Genomic DNA, 18614 nt, shown 5'->3' on the forward strand with positions numbered 1-18614 from the left:
TCAGGTGCCGGCATACCCCCACGGCAGCCCCCAGAAGTCTCGCACAGCCCGTCCCGCTTGCGTGGCCATTCTTCGCACCTTCTCAGCGTTCGTCGCTCTTGTCGTGGAGCGTCGGAATAGTGGAGGTCGAGCCGCCGTTGCTCCCGTCATGACAGACCCGATTCGTATCGACGTGTGGAGTGACATCGCGTGCCCGTGGTGTTACATCGGAAAGCGCAATCTCGAGGCCGGATTGAAGGCCACCGCGGATGACGAGGACGCCCCGCGGGTGGAAGTGACGTTCCACTCCTACGAGCTCTCACCTGACACTCCCGTCGACTTCCACGGGAACGAGGTGGACTTCCTCGCGGAGTACAAGGGGATGCCGCACGACCAGGTTCGGCAGATGCTGGACCGTGTCACCGGCGTGGCGGCCGAGGCCGGTCTCGACTATCACTTCGAGAAGCTGCAGCACACCAACACGGTGCTCGCGCACCAGCTGCTGCACTTCGCGAAGGAGCAGGGTCTGCAGCGGGAGATGACCGAGCGTCTCATGGCCGCCTACTTCGTCGAAGGGCACCATGTGGGTCGGGTGGACGATCTCGTCGCACTGGCAGCGGAGGTCGGACTGGATGCGGATGCCGCGCGCGAGGCGCTGGAGAGCAATCGGTACCTCGACGCCGTCGAGGCCGACAAGGCGCAGGCGACGGCCTACGGGATCAACGCCGTCCCGTTCTTCGTCATCGACGAGCGCTACGGCGTGAGCGGGGCGCAGCCGCCCGAGGCGTTCGCGCAGATCGCCCGCCAGGTTTGGGCGGAGCGGCAGGGCGCGGAGACGGCCTGAATCAGGCGGGCAGGTTCCGCTCGATGACCTCGACGATCGCCGGATCGTCGGGCTTCGTCGTCGGGCGGAACCGGTGCACGTCACCCGCGGGGGTGAGCACGAACTTCTCGAAGTTCCAGAGGATGGGGCCGTGCTTGCCCTCTTCGTCCTTCGCACGCTTGAGTGCCTTGTAGAGGGGCGCGGCTCCGGGGCCGTTGACCTTCACCTTGTCGTTCACGGGGAACGTGACGCCCCACGTCATCGAGCAGTATTCGAGGATCTCCTCGACGGATCCCGGTTCCTGGCCCATGAACTGGTTGCAGGGGAATCCGAGCACGGTGAAGCCTCGCTCACCGTAGGTGCGCTGCAGCTCCTCGAGCTGTTCGTACTGCGGGGCGAGGCCGCAGCGGGAGGCGACGTTGACGATCATGAGGACGTTCTGGCCGTATTCGGCGAGGGTCTTCTGGGTGCCGTCTGCGGCGGCGAAGGGGATGCTGCGGAGGTCTTCGGCGGTGGTCGCGCTCATGAGCCTTACAGTACGCCGCCGCGCGGTCCCTCGGTCTGGGAGAATGATTTGGTGACCACGACAATCGCCCCCGCGCGCCCTCTGCGGCTCGGCCCCATCGAGGTCGAGGTGCCGGTGGTTCTCGCGCCCATGGCGGGCATCACGAACACGGCGTTCCGCCGGTTGTGTCGCGAGTACGGTGCGGGCCTCTACGTGAGCGAGATGATCACCTCGCGCGCCCTCGTGGAGCGCAACGACACGACGATGCGCCTCATCCGCCATCATGAGTCCGAGACGCCGCGCTCGGTGCAGCTGTACGGCGTGGATCCGGCGACGGTGGGAGCGGCCGCGCGACTGCTCGCCGACGAAGACCGCGCCGACCACATCGATCTGAACTTCGGTTGCCCAGTCCCGAAGGTGACCCGTAAGGGCGGGGGAGCAGCGCTGCCGTGGAAGAGCGGTCTGTTCGGCGACATCGTCCGCGCGGCCGTGCGGGGTGCGGGTGACATCCCGGTGACCGTGAAGATGCGCAAAGGCATCGACGACGATCACCTCACGTATCTCGACGCCGCCCGTATCGCGGAGGATGCGGGGGTCGCGGCGATCGCGCTGCACGCGCGCACCGCGTCGCAGTTCTACTCGGGCAACGCCGACTGGGACGCGATCGGGACGCTGAAGCAGACCATCACGAGCGTGCCCGTCCTGGGCAACGGCGACATCTGGTCGGCGGAGGATGCGGTGCGGATGGTCGAGCAGACGGGTTGCGACGGTGTCGTGGTGGGCCGCGGCTGCCTCGGGCGCCCGTGGCTCTTCGGCGACCTGGCCCGCGCGTTCGGCGGTGGTGCCGGTACGCAGCCCGTCGATGCGACACTCGGTTTCGTGGCGGGCGCCTTCCGGCGTCACGCGGAGTTGCTCGTGGAGTTCTTCGAGGACGAGGACCGCGGGTGCCGGGATATCCGCAAGCACGTGGCCTGGTACTTCAAGGGCTATCCCGTGGGTGGCGACATCCGAGCGCGCCTGGCGACGGCCTCCTCGTTGCAGGAGATCGACGATCTCCTCGGCACGCTGGAGCTTGACGCGCCGTACCCGGGCGAGGCGGCCGAGGGCCAGCGCGGTCGCGCGGGAACCCCGAAGCGCCCGGCGCTGCCCGAGGGCTGGCTCGACAGCCGAGAGCTGGCGACCGATGCCGCCGGCGCGCTGGCGGATGCGGAGCTCGACCACAGTGGCGGCTGAACGCTCCGTGACGGGGACGCGGCCCGACGGATACGACGCGAGCGATGCCGACCGCTTCTTCGCCGAACAGCACCGCTCGCAGCGCGACGACTTCGCCCGTGATCGCGCTCGGGTGCTCCACTCCGCCTCGCTGCGCCGGCTGGCGGCGAAGACGCAGGTGCTCTCTCCCGCGAGCCCGGCCGATTTCGCTCGTAACCGATTGACCCACTCGCTCGAGGTCGCCCAGGTGGGGCGCGAGCTCGCCACCGCCCTGCAGCTGGCGCCGGACGTCGTGGACACCGCGTGTCTGAGCCATGACCTCGGTCATCCGCCGTTCGGGCACAACGGCGAGCGTGCGCTCAACGATTGGGCCGAGGACATCGGCGGTTTCGAGGGCAATGCCCAGACGCTCCGCATCCTGACCCGTCTCGAGTCGAAGGTGATCTCGGACGACGGGCGCAGCTACGGGCTCAACCTGACGCGCGCGAGCCTCGACGCGACCTGCAAGTACCCGTGGACCATCGACAGCCCGGTGCCCGATCCAGGCGGGCGGTTGAAGTTCGGCGTCTACCCGGACGACGAACCCGTCTTCCGCTGGATGCGCCAGGGCGCGCCGGGGCGGGTGCGCTGCATCGAGGCCGAGGTCATGGATCTCTCCGATGACATCGCCTACTCGGTGCACGATTTCGAGGACGCCGTCATCAACGGATACCTCGATCCTGGGCGCCTCTCGGACCCGCGTCAGCACACGGCGCTGCTGAGCGCCATCCAGACATGGGTCGGGTACGACTTCACACGCGACGAGCTCGAGGACGCCCTCTACCGCCTGACCAGCCTCCCGGAGTGGATCGCCTCCTTCGACGGCACCCGCGCTGCGCACGCGAGGTTGAAGAACCTCACCTCCGACCTGATCGGTCGCTTCGCGCGCGCCGCCACCGCTGCCACGCGCGACGCGTACGACGCGCCGGCTCTGACGCGGTACAACGGGCACGTGGTCGTCCCGCGCGTCGTCGAGGCCGAGATGGCGGTGCTCAAAGGCACCATCGGGGCGTTCGTGGTCACGATCGAGGGGCGAAAGGGCCTCTATCGTGAGCAGCGACGTCTGCTGAAGCGGCTTGCGACCGCCCTGTGGGAAGCGCCGGAGCACCTCGATGCCCTGCACGCGGAGGATTTCGTCCGCGCAGAGAACGACAGCGCACGCCGACGCGTGATCGTCGACCAGGTGGCGAGTCTGACCGACCGTTTCGCCCTCGGCTGGCACCACCGCCTGGTCGGCGAGATCGACACCGAGACCCTCGACGTCTGGATGCCGGGAGGGCGAACCATCGCCCGCTCCTTGTACGCCCTTCCCGAGCCTCTCGAGGGGCTCTGATGCCCGGGCGCATCGCGCAGGCCGACGTCGAAGAGGTGAAGACCCGCACGAACATCGCCGACATCGTGGGGGAGCGCGTCGCTCTCAAGTCCGCGGGCGTGGGATCCCTCAAAGGGCTGTGCCCGTTCCACGACGAGAAGAGTCCCAGCTTCCACGTCCGACCGCAGGTGGGTTTCTACCACTGTTTCGGATGCGGCGAGTCCGGCGACGTCTACACGTTCCTGCGGCGGATGGATCATCTGACGTTCACCGAGGCGGTCGAGCGCCTCGCCGGACGGATCGGCTACACGCTCCACTATGAGGAGGGCGGGGCGGCGCCGGAGACGTCCGGACGCGCCCGACTCTACGCGGCGAATGCAGCGGCTGCCGAGTTCTTCCGGGCGCAGCTGCTGACTCCCGAGGCGGAGGTGGGGCGCCGCTTCCTGGGCGAGCGGGGCTTCGACGCCGGAGCGGCCGCGCACTTCGGTGTGGGCTTCGCGCCGCCGGGGTGGTCGGGGATGCTCGACGCGATGACGGCGAAAGGCTTCACGAAGGAGGAGCTGCTGACCGCGGGACTCGTGTCCCAGGGGCAGCGTGGCGTCTACGACCGCTTCCGCGGTCGGGTGGTCTGGCCCATCCGCGACGTCACCGGTCAGGTGCTCGGCTTCGGTGCGCGGCGTCTGCTCGAGGACGACAAGGGGCCGAAGTACCTCAACACGCCCGAGACGCCGATCTACCGCAAGTCGCAGGTGCTGTACGGCATCGACCTCGCCAAGCGCGACATCGCCCGCGGAGAGAAGCGCCGCGTCATCGTCGTCGAGGGGTACACCGATGTCATGGCGTGCCATCTGGCCGGGCTGACCACCGCGGTCGCCACCTGTGGCACGGCGTTCGGCGCGGAGCACATGAAGGTGCTGCGTCGCATCATGGGAGACGACGCCGCGGCCGAGATCGTCTTCACGTTCGACCCGGATGCGGCGGGCCAGAAGGCCGCTGTGCGCGCGTTCGCCGAGACGCGCACAGCCAACGTGCAGAGCTTCGTCGCCGTGGGGCCTGCGGACCTCGATCCGTGCGATCTCCGGTTGGCGCGCGGCGACGGAGCGGTGCGCGCGCTGATGGACACGAAGGTGCCGATGTTCGAGTTCGTCATCGATCAGCGGCTCGCGGGCCTCGACCTGCGCACGGTCGAGGGCCGGCTCGCGGGTCTGAACCTCGCCGCGCCCCTCCTGGCCGAGATCCGTGATGAGCCACTGCGTCGGCGTTACGAGCACGTCCTCGCGCGCCGACTCGGCGAAGACCTGAAGGACGTCCATCGCGAGGTGGCCCGCCAGCGGGCCCGCGCCGCCGGCGCGCCCGAGCCGGTCGCCGCCCCGGTGGCCGAGCCCGACGCCCCGCAACCGCCGGCCACGCGCGTCACACTCGCCTCGCTGCCCCGCTCGGCCGATCTGGAGCGCGACGCGGTGATGGGGTTCCTGCAGTACGGGCACCGCCTCGATCCGGCAGAGCTGCGGGCAGCGCTCGACGAGACCTTCCAGCATCCCGCGCTCGAGGCGGTGCGCTCGAGCATCGCAGCGGTTCCGGATCACTCTCGTCCGGGGTGGGCCGCCGCGGCGGTCGACGCCGTGAGGGAGCCGTACCGGTCGTTGGCCGCCGAACTGCTCACGGGGGAGTTTCCGGCGCGCGACGAAGAGCACGCCGTGATCTCGGCCCGTGACCTGGCGTTGCGCATCCGATTGCGTGCCATCGACCGGCAGAAGCAGGAGCTGGTGGGAGACATCCAGCGGCTCGCCCCCGATTCGCCGGAAGGGCGCGATGTCCGGCTGCGCCTGCGCGAACTGGATGCGGCGCGACTGCGCCTGACCCTCGATCAGTAGCGATTCAGACGTTCAGCGTGCAGGATGACTGCATGGATCAGGCCGCGCACAGCATCGATTGCAGCGACATCTCACTCGCTCATGCCGGCAGCGACGAGCGGGTGATCGACGGCATCTCCTTCCGCCTGGAGCGCGGAGCAGCCCTCATCCTGGTCGGTTCGACGGGCTCCGGGAAGTCGACGCTCGCGGCCGTCCTGGCCGGGCAGGCGGATGAGGGCGTCCACGTCGTCGGCGGCGACGCTGTGGTCGAAGGGGTGTCGGTGCGGCACGGCGGTCGCCGTCGTCGCGCCCTTCCGGTCTTCGCGGGCTACCTCGGCCAGCAGGACGGTGCCCAGTTGCCGCCCCGGCTGACGGTGGCCGAGATCGTGGCGGAGCCGGTGACGAGCCGTGCTCGGCGGGTGAACGCGCGCGCCCTCGAGCTGCGGGTGGTGACGCTCCTCGACGAGCTCGGACTCAGCATCGGCGCGGCCTCCAAGTTCCCGTACGAGCTGAGCTCGGGGATGCGTCAACGTGTCGCGATCGCCCGAGCACTCGTGCTCGATCCGCGGCTGGTGGTCGCCGACGAGCCCATGGCGAACCTCGACGTCGAGGGACGGGAGCTGGTGCGAACCGCTTTCGAGACGCGGCGCCGGGAACGGGGCACCTCGCTCCTCCTCGTGGCCAACGAGGCGGAGACTCTCGCGAGCTTCGATGCCGACGTGTTGGTGATGCGAGGCGGTCATGCGGTGGGGTTCGGACACGGCGTGAAGCAGATGCAGTGGACGCCTTCGTCGTCGGCCGATCGTCGTCTCGTGTCGTCGTGAGCCCGCGGAGTTTGCTACGATAGTCGGGTTGCCTTCGCGAGAAGGACAGCATTCCTCGGTAGCTCAATTGGCAGAGCAATCGGCTGTTAACCGATAGGTTCTTGGTTCGAGTCCAAGCCGGGGAGCGAGAGTACTGCGTTATCTACCGCAACTCTCACCTGAGACCCGGGCTTCCACCCCGGGTCTTTTTCATGCGCTCTTCGGTGCCCCGGAGAACATGGCGAGCGCCTGCGTACCCGGTCCCCGTGTTCGTCCACAACCGGCTCGGCACCGACATAGCCGGTGGATAGGGTGAGGGGGAGACGCTTCGGGGTGAGGCGTCCCTCGCCGCGACCGGAAGGATGCACATGGATATCGCCGCACTCGGAGCAATGGGGCTGCTGGCCATCGTCGGCGGAATCGTGCTCGTCGTCGTTCTGGTGATCGTGCTGATCCTGATCCGCGCCTGGTACCGGGTGGCGAAGGCCGACGAGGCTCTGGTCATCGTGGGTAAGAAGCAGCGCAGCACCAGCGGGGACTCGCGGATCACCGTGATCACCGGCGGTGGTGCGATCGTGAACCCGCTCACCCAGCGCGGCGAGATGATCTCCCTCCGCGCGCGTCAGATCAAGATGGAGCCGACGGCGCAGTCCTCCAACGGCGTCACGGTCAACGTGAGCGGTGTGGCGCTCGTCAAGATCGGTTCCGACCCCGAATCCGTCCGCCGTGCGGCCGAGCGCTTCGCCTCGCAGGACAAGGCCATCGAGCAGTTCACGACCGAACAGCTCGAGGGTGCGCTCCGCGGTGTCGTCGCCACGTTGACGGTCGAAGAGCTCATGCGCGATCGCCAGCGTCTGTCGGATCAGATCGCCGAAGGCATCAAGAGCGACCTGTCGTCGCAGGGTCTGATCCTCGACTCGTTCCAGATCCAGGGCATCACCGACCAGAACGGCTACATCTCCGCTCTGGGCGCGACTGAGGTCGAGCGCGTGAAGCGCGAGGCGGAGGTTGCCAAGATCAACGCGGAGCGCGAGATCCGGGCGCGTCAGATCGCCACCCAGGAGGCGAACCTGATCGAGCAGACGGCGCTCGACAAGAACACGGCAGCAGCGCAGGCGGAGGTCGGGCGGGCCAACGCCGAGGCCGAGCAGGCCGAGGCCCTCGCCCGGGCGGAGCGTCAGCAGGCCGTTCTGCTCCAGGAGGCCGAGAACAAGCAGGCCCGACTGGATGCCGACATCAAGAAGGTCGCCGACGCCAACCTCTACGAGCGCGAACGCGCGGCCGATGCCGATGCGTACGCCAAGGTGAAGGCCGCGCAGGCGCAGGCGCAGATCGCCGAGCAGGATGCGGCCGCCACGCGGCTGCGTGCGAACGCCGAGGCCGACGCCGTCCGTGCCGAGGGCGAGGCGCGCGCTGCGGCGATCGAGGCGGAGGCCGAGGCGCTCAGTCGCAACCAGCAGGCGCTGCTCGCGCAGCGCGCTCTCGAGGCACTCGTGCCGATGATGGCCGAGTTCGCGAAGGGGTACGATAAGGTCGGCTCCGTCACGGTCCTCGGCGGAGAAGGCGCCAGCAGCCACCTCGCGGCCGAGTCCGCACAGGGGCTGCGTGCCACCTTCGATGCGGTGAAGGTCGCGACGGGCCTCGACCTCGCTGAGATCATCCAGGGCCGTGTCGTGGGTCAGGCCATGGGCGAGCAGCTGCAGGCGGCGGCGCCGCAGGCGCAGCAGCACACCCCGCCCGCACCGCCGGCAGCCGGGCAGCCGGCCGAAGGGGTCTGAGTCTCAGCCTTCGAGATCGTCGACGCCCGGGAGCCAGGACGCTCCCGGGCGTCCCCATCCCCGCTTGCGGGCGATCTTCTGCGTCGTCTTCCAGTCGGAGTCGCTGAGGCGATCGATGTAGAGGACGCCGTCGAGGTGGTCGAACTCGTGCTGCAGGATGCGGGCGCGCCAGCCGTCGACCTCGATCGAGACGGGACGGCCTTCGAGGTCGGTTCCCGTCACACGCACCCGCTCCGAACGGCGCAGCGGGAAGCGCTCACCCGGGAACGAGAGACAGCCCTCGGACTCCTCGTCCTCGTCGGGTTGCCCGGGGATGAGCGGCGTCATCCACAGCTCCGGATTGATGATCTCGCCCCGCCAATCGGCGCCTTCGTCGTCCTGATACGTGTAGGTGAAGATGCGCAGGCCCACACCGACCTGGGGGGCGGCGAGACCGACACCGGGCGCTGCATCCATGGTCTCGTACATGTCGGCGACCAGGGCGCGGATCTCGTCGGTCACCTCCTCGACGGGCGCGGCGGGGGAGTGGAGGACGGGATCGCCCATGATGCGAATCGGAAGGACAGCCACGTGTCTGAGCCTACCGAGCGCACGCCTGAGGTTAGGGTCATAGGGTGCTCCCAGCGGAAGTGATCCTGAACGATGTCGCCAACGACCTCGTCGGTGTGTTCCGCGACCCCGGCATCCTGATCGGCATCCCGATCGCCCTTCTGGGTGCGGTGTTCATGTCGCTCGGCGCGCAGTACCAGCACCGCGGTGTCGTCAAGGTCGAGCGCCTCGCGAACGCGTCTGGTGCGAGCGGGCTCAGCGGCGGACAGCTCCTTCAGCTGCTCAGGCGCCCGTCCTGGGTCGCGGGAACCGTGATGCTCGGCTTGGGGATCACCTGTCAGCTGACGGCTCTCGCCTTCGCGCCGCTGATCCTGGTTCAGCCTCTCGGGGCGGTGTCCCTCGTGATCACGACGCTGCTGAATGCGAGGATCTCCGGACACAAGCCGACGAAGGCGTCGGTGCGTTCGATCATCGCGTGTGTGGGCGGCATCCTCATCTTCGTCACCATCGCTGCTTTCGTCGCGACGGAGCAGCCGATTTCGCAGTCGGAACTCCTGACGATCCTCGGACTTCTCGCGGTCGTGGTGGTGCTGACCGCCCTCTCCTGGTGGCTGTGGATGCGCAAGCACGCGCGTCCGCTCTTCTACATCGTCGCGGCGGGGGTGCTGTACGCGTTCGTCGCCACCCTCGCGAAGGTCGTCATCAAGAACATCCAGGAAGGCGACTTCGGCTGGCTCTCGATCCTGTGCATCGTGGGTCTGCTCGTCGCGGTCACCCTCGGTGCGTACTTCGTGCAGACCGCGTACTCGGTGGGGCCGCCCGACCTGGTCATCGCGGGGCTCACGGTCATCGATCCCATCGTCGCGGTCGTGATCGGCCTCGTCATCCTCCAGGAGGCGGCCACCGCGGGCGTCTGGGCCATTGCCGGCTTCGTCGTGGCCGGTCTCATCGCGGTCTACGGTGTGTTCTCGTTGACCCGGAACCACCCACAGGTCATCAGCGACAGCCAGGAACTGCCGCTGCAGCGAAACAGCCGCGGAGACACCGCGCCGCCGCGATAGGCTTTTCGCCACAGGGGGCGGTGGCCAAGCTGGTCAAGGCAGCGGGCTCATAACCCGACGATCGTGGGTTCAAGTCCCACCCGCCCTACACAGCATCGAGGGTTCAGCTCCGCGACGCGTCCGGTCGGACGGTGCCGCCGGAACTGTGGACCCGGCCGGTCTCCGGGTCGATCCAGTTGCCGGAGCCGGTCATCCTGTGCCAGCGCTTGTGGAAAGCCAGGTCGGTGTCGTCGGCTTCTGCGACGACGGCACCGCACAGATCGCAGATGTGCAGGATCACGACCTCGTCCGCTGCGGTCCTCACCGTGATCGATCCCGACGGGAATGTGATGCCCATGAGGTTCCCTTCGTTCCGTGACCGACCGGCGCGGTCGGGTTCGAGATTGTCCTCACCCTAGAGGACGGGGCGTCGCCGGGCGTCGGTGAGTTCCACGGAACGTGTGTATCGCGAACGTATCGAGAACTGCATACGACGCTGTGACGAGCGCATGGATTGACTCTGATCGTGCCGAACGCCTCACAACCCCGCGCTGATGCGGTCCTGTCGGCTCCGGAGCTGCGCGTGGACGAGGACGCGATCCGAGCCAACGTGCGGTATTTCTGCCGTCTCACGCGGGGCCGCCTGATGGCGGTGCTGAAGGCGGACGCATTCGGTCACGGCCCCGTGGCGTCAGCAGCGATCGAGGAGGGTGCCACCGCGCTCGGGGTCGCGTCGCTCGACGAGGCGCTCACCCTTCGACGCTGCGGTCTCGACGTCCCGATCCTCAGCTGGCTGAATCCGGTCGGTGCTGACTTCGCGTCGGCCGTGTTGCAGCGCATAGACCTCGGCGTGTCGAGTGCAGACGCGCTGCAGGTCGTCGTGCGTGTCGCGCACCGCCTCGGTCGCAGGGCACGTCTGCACCTGCATGCCGATCTGCGCATGAGTCGCGACGGCGCGCCCGCATCCGAGTGGCGGAGCCTGTGCGAACTCGCCCGGATGGCGGAGCGGCAGGGGCATGCGCAGATCGTCGGGATCATGGGGCACATGTCGTGCGCCGACCGCCCGGGCGACCCGCAGAACCTCCGCGAGCGGCTGCGGTTCGAAGCGGCCGTCCGAAGCGCTCGGCATCGAGGGCTTGCGCCCGCCGTCACGCATCTCGCGGCGACAGCGGCGACGATCACCGGGATCGGCGGCGACCACGACCTCCATCGCGTCGGAGCGGGCCTGTACGGGATCGACCCCTCGCGGACCTCGAGCGAGCTGCGCTTCGCTCTCTCCCTGCGCGCACCGGTCATCAGCGTGCGTCGGGTCGGTGCACAGGTGAGCGTCGGCTACGGCGCCCGCTTCACCACTGACCGTCCCACCCACCTCGCCCTGCTTCCGCTGGGTTACGCGGACGGGTTGCCGCGAGCGGCCTCCCACCGCGCCGAAGTCCTCGTGCGGGGTCGCCGTCGGCCGATCGTCGGCCTGATCTCCATGGATATGGCGGTCATCGACACCGGCGACGACCTCCTGACCCCGGGGGAGACCGTGACGGTCTTCGGACCCGGTGACCAGGGAGAGCCCACCGTCGCCGACTGGGCGAGATGGTCGGAGACCATCGAGCACGAGATCGTCACCCGGATCGGTGCCCGCGTCTCGCGTGTGCAGCGCAGAACACAACGGAAGGAACCCGAATGACGACACTCCGGCAGCGAAGGATCGTGGTCATCGGCGGCGGAGCGAACGACGAGCACGATGTGTCGCTCGCGTCGGCGGCCTCGGTGGCGCGAGCGGCGCGAGAGCTCGGCGACGATGTCTGCGAGCTGACCATCGATCGCGGCGGGCACTGGTGCTCCACCGATGGGGCGCTCACGCCCGCCGATGCCGTGCGTCTCCTCGACGGCTGTGACGTCGTCTTCCCGGTCCTGCACGGGGTGAACGGCGAGGATGGCGCGATCGCGGGCCTCCTCACGATGCTGGGTGTCCCGTTCGCGGGTTCGCCGGTGCGGGCCGGTGCCTTGGCGATGGACAAGTGGGCGATGAAGCTCGTCGCGGGTGCCCTCGGCGTGGCGACGGCACCGGGAATCCTGATCGAGGCGGGTGACGCGGTGTCGACCGTTCCCCTCGCCACGCCGTACGTGGTCAAGCCGACGTCGGGAGGCTCGAGCAACGGTGTGTCGCTGATCTCGGACCCGGCTGATCTGGCGGTTGCGATCGAACGGGCGCGCCGCGCGGGGAGCAGTGTGCTGGTGGAGCCCTTCATCACCGGGCGAGAGGTGGACATCGCCGTGTTCCGTGGACCCTCGGGCGCACTGCGGGTCGGCGAGCCGCTGGAGATCGCCGTCGCCGACCGGGCTCTGTTCGACCACGCCGCGAAATACGACGGCAGCGCGCCGTTCATCATCCCCGCGCGCGTGACGTCGGACGAGTTGGAGATCCTGGAGCGAGATGCGGTGCGTCTCTACGATGCACTCGGATGCGCGGGTGTCGCACGCTTCGACTTCTTCGTCACCGGTCGCGGCGTCGTGCTCAACGAGGTCAACACCACACCCGGGCTGACCGAGCACTCGCAAGTGCCCCGCATGTACGCCGCCGTCGGGCTCGGCTACACGACCTTGATCGACCAGCTGCTCGACGCAGCCGTCGCACGGTGATCGGGAGACCGATCGCCCCTGTGCGCGAGACGTGCGCCATGACTCACGCTCACGCGGAGTGCGACGCGGGACCGGTCGCGATGAGATGCTCGGTGTCGACGGACCGTGCGAGCATCTGGGCGTCGTGGATGACCTTCTGGTCATACCCCGTGAGCCTCTCGGCATGCTGGCTCAGGTGCTCGCGCCAGCTGCCGACGTCGAAAGCCTCCACGAGCACCCCTGGCTCTTCCCGGTCGGCGTAGAGCGTCCAGCTGCGTGCCCCGGTGCGCCGTCGGCTGTGCTGGACGAGCTCCATCCGAGTGAGGAACTCCGCGCGGTTCTCGTCGTCGACCCGATAGCGCACGAGAACCAGCGTCTGCGCGTTCTCGTCGATGTCGGCATCCGAATCGAGCTGAGGGAGGGGGAGCTCGCCGCGACCGCGGGCGATGTGACCCGTTGCCGCGAGAGGAAGCGCGAGCTGGGTCAGCGCCACCAGGACGACGAGGGCACCCCCCGCCAGGCACGCCACGACCGATCCGACCCAGCCGGCCACGGCGCCGGCGAGCGCGGACCCCGCCGCAGTCGAGCCGAAGAGCACCATCTGATAGATCGAGAGTCCGCGCGTGCGCACCCAGGTGGGGAGGAAAGACTGCACCGCGCCGTTGAGGGTCGCGATCACACCGATCCATCCGGCGCCACCCACCGCCAGGATCGCGACGCTGAGCGCAGCCCAAGGGGAGACGGCGGTCCCGACCATGCTCGCTCCGAACGCGAGCGCGCAGAGCAGCACATTGCGATTCACGCCGATCGTGTCCCGCAGGCGGGGCATCGTGAAGGCGCCCACGATGGAGCCGACCCCGACTCCGCCCAGGAGTACGCCGTAGCCCGTGGCGTCGAGGGCGAGTCGCTCCGTCGCGAGCAGCGGGAGAAGCGCGTACAGGGCCGATGCGGGAACGATGAACAGTCCCAGGCGCAGATAGAGAGCACGGATGATGCCCGCGTTGCGGACGTAGCGCACCCCCGCGCGTGTGGCGTCGAGGAAGGGTTCGAACGCGTGCGGCGAGGGGCGGTATCCCCGCCACGCCAGCAGCACCACCAGGAAGACGGCGAAGGATGCGGCATTCAGTGCGAAGACGAACGCCACCCCCAGCAGAGAGACCAGGGCTCCCGCGATGGCGGGACCGACCGCCCGTGCGACGTTGACCGATATCGAGCTGAGCGACGCCGCGTTCGGTATGAACGGGGTCGGCACGATCTCGGCGGAGATCGCGCCGTATGCGGGCAACTGCACGGCTGACGCCGCCCCGAGCACGAGTGTCAACGCGAGCAGCAGATAGGGCGACATCTCGCCGGTCATCGTGAGGACGACCAGCAGGGCCCCGATGACGACCTGCGTGGCCTGCACCCAGATCAGCAGGGTGCGTCGATTCAGAAGCTCGCCGATCACGCCGGCGGGGATCCCGAGCAACAGCACAGGCGCGGCGCTCGCGGTCTGGACGAGGGCGATGAGCAGGGGCGAACTGTGCTGTTCGACGAGGAACCACTGTGCCCCGACCGTCTGCATCCAGCTGCCGATGTTGCTGACCAGGGCCGCGATCCACAGGGCGCGGAATGCGGGCACCGTGAGCGGAGCGAGTGCGCCCACGCGCGAGGGCACGACGGGGACGGCCGCCGGATCTGATGCCTCGATCATGTGTCGCCTTCCTGCGCTCCACGACAGACGCGCTCTTCCAGCAAAGCGCGTCCTCGCGCCGCGCGGGCAGGACAGGTGACGGAAGTCCGCTCGACACGCTCGGCGGCGCGCCGACATCCAGAGAGTTACAGACTTGTGATTCTCAGGTGGGCCGGAGATAATGGCCGGGACAACCGCATATCCGCAGCTCGTTCGCCGAGTCAGGTCGTAGGGGAAGACGCACCTGATGATCGGAGAGAGAATGGCTGCACACATGGCGCGCGGAGTGGTGTTCATCCACTCGGCGCCACGGGCGTTGTGTCCCCACCTCGAGTGGGCTGTCGGGCGTGTGCTCGGACGCGCCGTGAACTTCGAGTGGTCCGATCAGCCGGTACTGCCGGGCAGTCGCCGTGCCGAGTTCTACTGGGAAGCGCCCAACGGCACCGGAGCGGCGCTCGCGAGTGCCATGCACGGTTGGGAACACCTGCGCTTCGAGGTCTCCGAGGATCCGAGCGCGCGCAGCGACGGCGGTCGGTGGATGCACACGCCGGATCTCGGTGTGCACTTCGCGCAGACGGACACCGCCGGCAACGTGGTGATCGGGGAGGACCGCATCCGCTATGCGATGGAGATCGCGGCGGGGGATGCGGCGGAGCTGCAGCGTGAGCTCACCGTCGCCCTGGGCGGGGCATGGGACGAAGAGCTGGAACCGTTCCGTCAGGCCGGCGACGACGCTCCGGTGGTGTGGCTGCACAAGGTGGGCTGACCAAGACCTCGGGCGGCGGGAGCGCTGCTACCGGATGCCGGTCGACCTCGTCCCGGCGCTGGGAAGGCGCACTGCCGCCCGATACGACGAAGGCCCGGAGAGCGATCGCTCTCCGGGCCTTTCGGCGTGACGGCTCAGACGTTCGAGAACGCGACCACGGCGTTGTGTCCGCCGAAGCCGAACGAGTTGCTGATCGCGAGCTGGTCGCCGGTGCCCAGCGATTGCACCGAGCCGGATACGCGGAACGGCACGGCTGGGTCCTGCTCGGTGATGTTGATCGTCGGCGGCGCCTGCCGCTCGCTGATCGCGAGGATCGTGAAGATCGCCTCGAGAGCACCGGTGCCGCCGAGAAGGTGGCCCGTCGACGCCTTCGTCGCCGACACGGGGATCTCGTCGATCCGATCGCCGAAGACGGCCTTGAGAGCGGTGTACTCATTGGGATCACCGACGGGCGTCGAGGTGGCGTGCGCGTTGATGTGCGTCACGTCGTCCACGGAGGCATCGGCCATGGCGAGCGCGAGCCCCACCGCTCGTGCGGCCCCCGCGCCCTCGGGGTCATTGGCGGTGATGTGATATGAGTCGGCCGTGACACCGCCGCCGGCGACGTACGCGTAGATCTTCGCGCCGCGCGCGCGAGCGTGCTCCTCGGTCTCGAGGATGAGCGCCGCGGCGCCCTCGCCCATGACGAACCCGTCGCGGTCGATGCTGGTCGGGCGCGATGCGGTGGCCGGGTCGTCGTTGCGCTTGGAGAGCGCCTGCATGGAGGCGAATGAGGCGATCGTGATCGGGTGGATGGCGGATTCCGTTCCCCCCGCGATGATGACGTCGGCGAGGCCGTCACGCAGGTGCTCGATCGCGTTGACGATCGATTCCGTGCTGGAAGCGCAGGCGCTCGCGACGGTGCGTGCGAACGCACGGGCACCGAAGTGCAGCGACAGGTTACCGGCCGCCGCGTTGGGCATGAGCATCGGAACGGTCATGGGCATGACACGCCGGGGGCCCTTCTCCCGCAGGGTGTCCCACGCGTCCAGAAGGGTCCACACGCCGCCGATTCCGGTGGCGAAGTCGACGCCCAGACGTTCCGGGGCGACATCCGGCGCACCGGCGTCTGCCCAGGCTTCCTTGGCCGCGATGAGGGCGAACTGAGAGGACGGGTCGAGACGCTTGGCGATCGGTCGCTCCAGCACCTCCTCCGGGCGGACCTTCGCCTCGGCGGCGAACGTCACAGGGAGGGAGTACTGCTCCACCCAGTCGTGCTCGAGAGTGCGGGTGCCGGACTCTCCGTTCAGCAGGGCGGACCAGCTCTCGGGTGCCGTTCCTCCGAGGGGGGAGGAGGCTCCGATGCCGGTGACGACGATGCGGGCGGTGCTCATGTTCGGTCTCCGAGTCGGGGTGGCGGTGGGGGCTCAGCACCCCCACCGCAGGGGGTCACGCCTGGTTCGAGGTGATGTAGGTGACGGCGTCGCCGACGGTCTTGAGGTTCTTGACCTCGTCGTCGGGGATGGTGACGCCGAACTTCTCCTCCGCGTTGACGACGATCGTCATCATCGAGATCGAGTCGATGTCGAGGTCGTCGGTGAAGGACTTCTCGAGCGCGACCTCGTCGGCCGAGATACCGGTCTCGTCGGTGATGAGCTCGGCGAGTCCGGCGAGGACCTCGTCAGTGGTGAAAGCCATGATGTCTCCTTGTTCGATATGGCTGGGGGCGTTGACCGCGAATCAGTCTAGAGGCGCGGAGTCTCGGCTCACGGGAGCACGACGACCTGTGCGCCGAACACGAGACCGGCACCGAAGCCGATCTGGAGCGCGAGGCCGCCGCTGAGTTCGGGGTGCTCTTCGAGCAGGCGGTGGGTGGCGAGGGGAACGGAGGCCGCGGAAGTGTTGCCCGTGGTCTCGATGTCGCGACCGATGAGGACCGTGTCGGGCAGGCCGAGCTGCTTGGCGAACTCGTCGATGATCCGCATGTTGGCCTGGTGGGGCACGAAGGCGGCGAGGTCGGAGGCGGTGACGCCGGCTTCCTCGAGGGCCTGACGAGCGACCTTCACCATCTCCCACACGGCCCATCGGAACACGGTCGGGCCCTCCTGGCGGAGCGTGGGCCAGGGTGAGGTGCCGTCGCGGAACTCGACGAGCGTGGCATCCATGCCCACCGCATCCGCCTTGGAGCCGTCGGATCCCCAGATGGTCGGGCCGATGGCCGGGGTCTCGCTCGGGCCGATCACGACGGCGCCGGCGCCGTCACCGAGCAGGAACGAGATCGTCCGGTCGGTGGGATCGACGACGTCGGAGAGCTTCTCCGCGCCGATCACGACGGCGTAGTGCGCGACGCCGGCGCGGATGAGCGCATCGGCCTGGGCGACACCGTAGGTGAAGCCCGCGCACGCGGCGTTCGAGTCGTAGGCCGCGGCCGGGTTCGCCCCGATCCGGTCGGCGACGACGGCAGACATCGAGGGCGTCTGGCGGACGTTGCTGATCGTCGCGACGATGACGAGATCGATCAACTCGGGTGAGACGCCGGAGCGCTCGACGGCCTCCTTCGCGGCGATCGTCGCGAGGTCGGTGGCACTGGTGCTCGCGTTGGCGCGCACGCGTGTGACGATGCCGGTGCGCTGGCGGATCCACTCGTCGCTCGAGTTGATCGGCTCGATGAGGTCGTCGTTGGGAACGGCGTTCTCGCCGCGTGCGGCACCGTAGGAGAGGATTCTCGTGTACTGCGGACCGGTGGTCTGGCGCAGAGTGGGGGCGGTCATGCGTTCTCCTCCGAGAGCAGTGCGACGGCCGCATCCAGGTCGTCCGGGGTCTTGACGGCGACGGCGGGAACGCCGCGCAGCCCGCGCTTGGCGAGGCCGGTGAGGGTGCCCGCGGGCGCGAACTCGATGAGGCCGGTGACACCCGCCTCGGTGAAGGCGGCCATGTCGAGGTCCCAGCGCACGGGCGAGGCGACCTGGCCCACGAGCAGGTCCAGCGCGCTTGCGCCGTCGGCGACCTCGGAGCCGTCCTTGTTCGTCCAGAGGGTGAGCGTCGGCTCGGATGCGGTGAGCTCCGCAGCCGCGGCCGCGAGCGCCTCGACGGCGGGCTGCATGTAGCGCGTGTGGAACGCTCCTGCGACCTGCAGAGGAATGACGCGCGTGCCGCGCGGGGCCTCCGCAGCGAGCTCGGCGAGGGCTCCGATGGCGCCGGCCGCGACGATCTGGCCCCCGCCGTTGTAGTTGGCGGGGGTGAGGTCTAGCTCGGCCAGGCGGGCGAGGACGGCTTCCTCGTCGCCGCCGAGGACGGCACTCATGCCCGTCTCGGCCTGCGCGGCCGCATCGGCCATGGCGCGCCCGCGCACACCGACCAGACGAAGCGCGGACACGTCGTCGATCACGCCGGACGCCGCGAGGGCTGCCACCTCGCCGACCGAGTGTCCGGCGACGCCGCTGGGAACGCCGGCTGCGCGCGCGACGAGTGCGTGCCACGAGATGAGGCTCGCCGCGACGATGAGCGGCTGCGCCACCTTCGTGTCGCGGATCGCATCGGCATCCCACTCCGTGCCGGCCGCGGCGAGGTCGACCTGTGCCGCCTCGGAAAGCTCGTCGAGCCGGGCGGCAACGCCGTCCAGCTCCAGCCACGGCGAGAGGAACCCGGGCGTTTGGGAACCCTGCCCGGGGAAAAGACCGATGATCAC

At 68.8% G+C, this 18614-nt stretch carries 18 protein-coding genes and 2 tRNA genes; 12 read left to right on the forward strand and 8 right to left on the reverse strand.

Going from position 1 to position 18614, the window contains the following annotated elements:
• Positions 1–148: 148 nt before the first annotated feature.
• Positions 149–823 carry a DsbA family oxidoreductase gene (locus EHF32_RS03565; protein WP_137416850.1) on the forward strand — a complete coding sequence of 225 codons (675 nt, stop codon included), beginning with the start codon at positions 149–151 and terminating at the stop codon, positions 821–823.
• Between the two features lies 1 nt (position 824).
• Here EHF32_RS03565 and EHF32_RS03570 read toward each other — a convergent pair whose 3' ends face one another.
• Complete coding sequence (locus tag EHF32_RS03570) at positions 825–1328, reverse strand: glutathione peroxidase (RefSeq protein ID WP_137416851.1); 504 nt, start codon at positions 1326–1328, stop codon at positions 825–827.
• A gap of 51 nt (positions 1329–1379) precedes the next feature.
• Between EHF32_RS03570 and dusB the strand changes: the two genes are divergently transcribed.
• The 6 genes from dusB (at position 1380) to EHF32_RS03600 (ending at position 8304) form a co-directional block, all read left to right on the forward strand.
• Complete coding sequence (gene dusB / locus EHF32_RS03575; protein WP_137416852.1) at positions 1380–2540, forward strand: tRNA dihydrouridine synthase DusB; 1161 nt, start codon at positions 1380–1382, stop codon at positions 2538–2540.
• Positions 2512–3891, forward strand: a complete 1380-nt coding sequence (locus tag EHF32_RS03580; RefSeq protein WP_137416853.1) for a deoxyguanosinetriphosphate triphosphohydrolase — start codon at positions 2512–2514, stop codon at positions 3889–3891. The genes dusB and EHF32_RS03580 overlap by 29 nt, the downstream gene beginning before the upstream one ends.
• Positions 3891–5744, forward strand: coding sequence for a DNA primase (gene dnaG, locus EHF32_RS03585; protein ID WP_137416854.1), 1854 nt, complete (start codon positions 3891–3893; stop codon positions 5742–5744). The genes EHF32_RS03580 and dnaG overlap by 1 nt, the downstream gene beginning before the upstream one ends.
• Before the next feature lie 32 nt (positions 5745–5776).
• Positions 5777–6547: an ATP-binding cassette domain-containing protein gene (locus tag EHF32_RS03590; protein WP_137416855.1), complete on the forward strand. Its 771-nt coding sequence runs from the start codon at positions 5777–5779 to the stop codon at positions 6545–6547.
• Positions 6548–6599: 52 nt separating this feature from the next.
• A tRNA-Asn gene (locus EHF32_RS03595) sits at positions 6600–6672 on the forward strand.
• 222 nt (positions 6673–6894) lie between these two features.
• Positions 6895–8304, forward strand: coding sequence for an SPFH domain-containing protein (locus tag EHF32_RS03600; protein WP_137416856.1), 1410 nt, complete (start codon positions 6895–6897; stop codon positions 8302–8304).
• A gap of 3 nt (positions 8305–8307) precedes the next feature.
• On the opposite strand, the gene def is transcribed toward EHF32_RS03600, so the two are convergent.
• Entirely contained in the window at positions 8308–8874 is a 567-nt protein-coding gene (gene def / locus EHF32_RS03605) for a peptide deformylase (RefSeq protein WP_137416857.1), read from the reverse strand.
• A 44-nt stretch (positions 8875–8918) separates the two neighbouring features.
• On the opposite strand from def, the gene EHF32_RS03610 reads away from it, so the two are divergent.
• Positions 8919–9914, forward strand: a complete 996-nt coding sequence (locus EHF32_RS03610; protein ID WP_238343781.1) for a DMT family transporter — start codon at positions 8919–8921, stop codon at positions 9912–9914.
• A gap of 14 nt (positions 9915–9928) precedes the next feature.
• Positions 9929–10002, forward strand: a tRNA-Ile gene (locus EHF32_RS03615).
• Between the two features lie 15 nt (positions 10003–10017).
• Here the strand turns inward: EHF32_RS03615 and EHF32_RS03620 are convergent.
• The gene (locus EHF32_RS03620; protein WP_137416858.1) at positions 10018–10251 is read right to left on the reverse strand and encodes a histidine ammonia-lyase; all 234 of its coding nucleotides are present in this window, start codon (positions 10249–10251) and stop codon (positions 10018–10020) included.
• 168 nt (positions 10252–10419) lie between these two features.
• On the opposite strand from EHF32_RS03620, the gene alr reads away from it, so the two are divergent.
• Both alr and EHF32_RS03630 read left to right on the forward strand, forming a co-directional pair.
• Positions 10420–11574, forward strand: coding sequence for an alanine racemase (gene alr, locus EHF32_RS03625; RefSeq protein ID WP_202876835.1), 1155 nt, complete (start codon positions 10420–10422; stop codon positions 11572–11574).
• Entirely contained in the window at positions 11571–12530 is a 960-nt protein-coding gene (locus EHF32_RS03630; protein ID WP_137416859.1) for a D-alanine--D-alanine ligase family protein, read from the forward strand. Before alr ends, EHF32_RS03630 begins: the two co-directional genes overlap by 4 nt.
• Before the next feature lie 49 nt (positions 12531–12579).
• Here the strand turns inward: EHF32_RS03630 and EHF32_RS03635 are convergent, their stop codons facing one another.
• Positions 12580–14202, reverse strand: a complete 1623-nt coding sequence (locus tag EHF32_RS03635; RefSeq protein ID WP_161594058.1) for an MFS transporter — start codon at positions 14200–14202, stop codon at positions 12580–12582.
• 241 nt (positions 14203–14443) lie between these two features.
• Between EHF32_RS03635 and EHF32_RS03640 the strand changes: the two genes are divergently transcribed.
• Positions 14444–14947, forward strand: a complete 504-nt coding sequence (locus EHF32_RS03640) for a DUF3145 domain-containing protein (protein ID WP_137416861.1) — start codon at positions 14444–14446, stop codon at positions 14945–14947.
• Between the two features lie 134 nt (positions 14948–15081).
• Here EHF32_RS03640 and EHF32_RS03645 read toward each other — a convergent pair whose 3' ends face one another.
• The 4 genes from EHF32_RS03645 to EHF32_RS03660 all read right to left on the reverse strand — a co-directional run bounded on the left by EHF32_RS03645 (position 15082) and on the right by EHF32_RS03660 (position 18614).
• Positions 15082–16320, reverse strand: coding sequence for a beta-ketoacyl-[acyl-carrier-protein] synthase family protein (locus tag EHF32_RS03645; RefSeq protein ID WP_137416862.1), 1239 nt, complete (start codon positions 16318–16320; stop codon positions 15082–15084).
• A 55-nt stretch (positions 16321–16375) separates the two neighbouring features.
• Entirely contained in the window at positions 16376–16624 is a 249-nt protein-coding gene (locus tag EHF32_RS03650) for an acyl carrier protein (protein ID WP_019182110.1), read from the reverse strand.
• 68 nt (positions 16625–16692) lie between these two features.
• Positions 16693–17697: a beta-ketoacyl-ACP synthase III gene (locus EHF32_RS03655; RefSeq protein ID WP_137416863.1), complete on the reverse strand. Its 1005-nt coding sequence runs from the start codon at positions 17695–17697 to the stop codon at positions 16693–16695.
• Positions 17694–18614, reverse strand: a complete 921-nt coding sequence (locus EHF32_RS03660; protein WP_137416864.1) for an ACP S-malonyltransferase — start codon at positions 18612–18614, stop codon at positions 17694–17696. Before EHF32_RS03660 ends, EHF32_RS03655 begins: the two co-directional genes overlap by 4 nt.

This window comes from Microbacterium sp. RG1, from assembly GCF_005347485.1.
In the GTDB taxonomy this organism is placed as follows: domain Bacteria; phylum Actinomycetota; class Actinomycetes; order Actinomycetales; family Microbacteriaceae; genus Microbacterium; species Microbacterium binotii_A.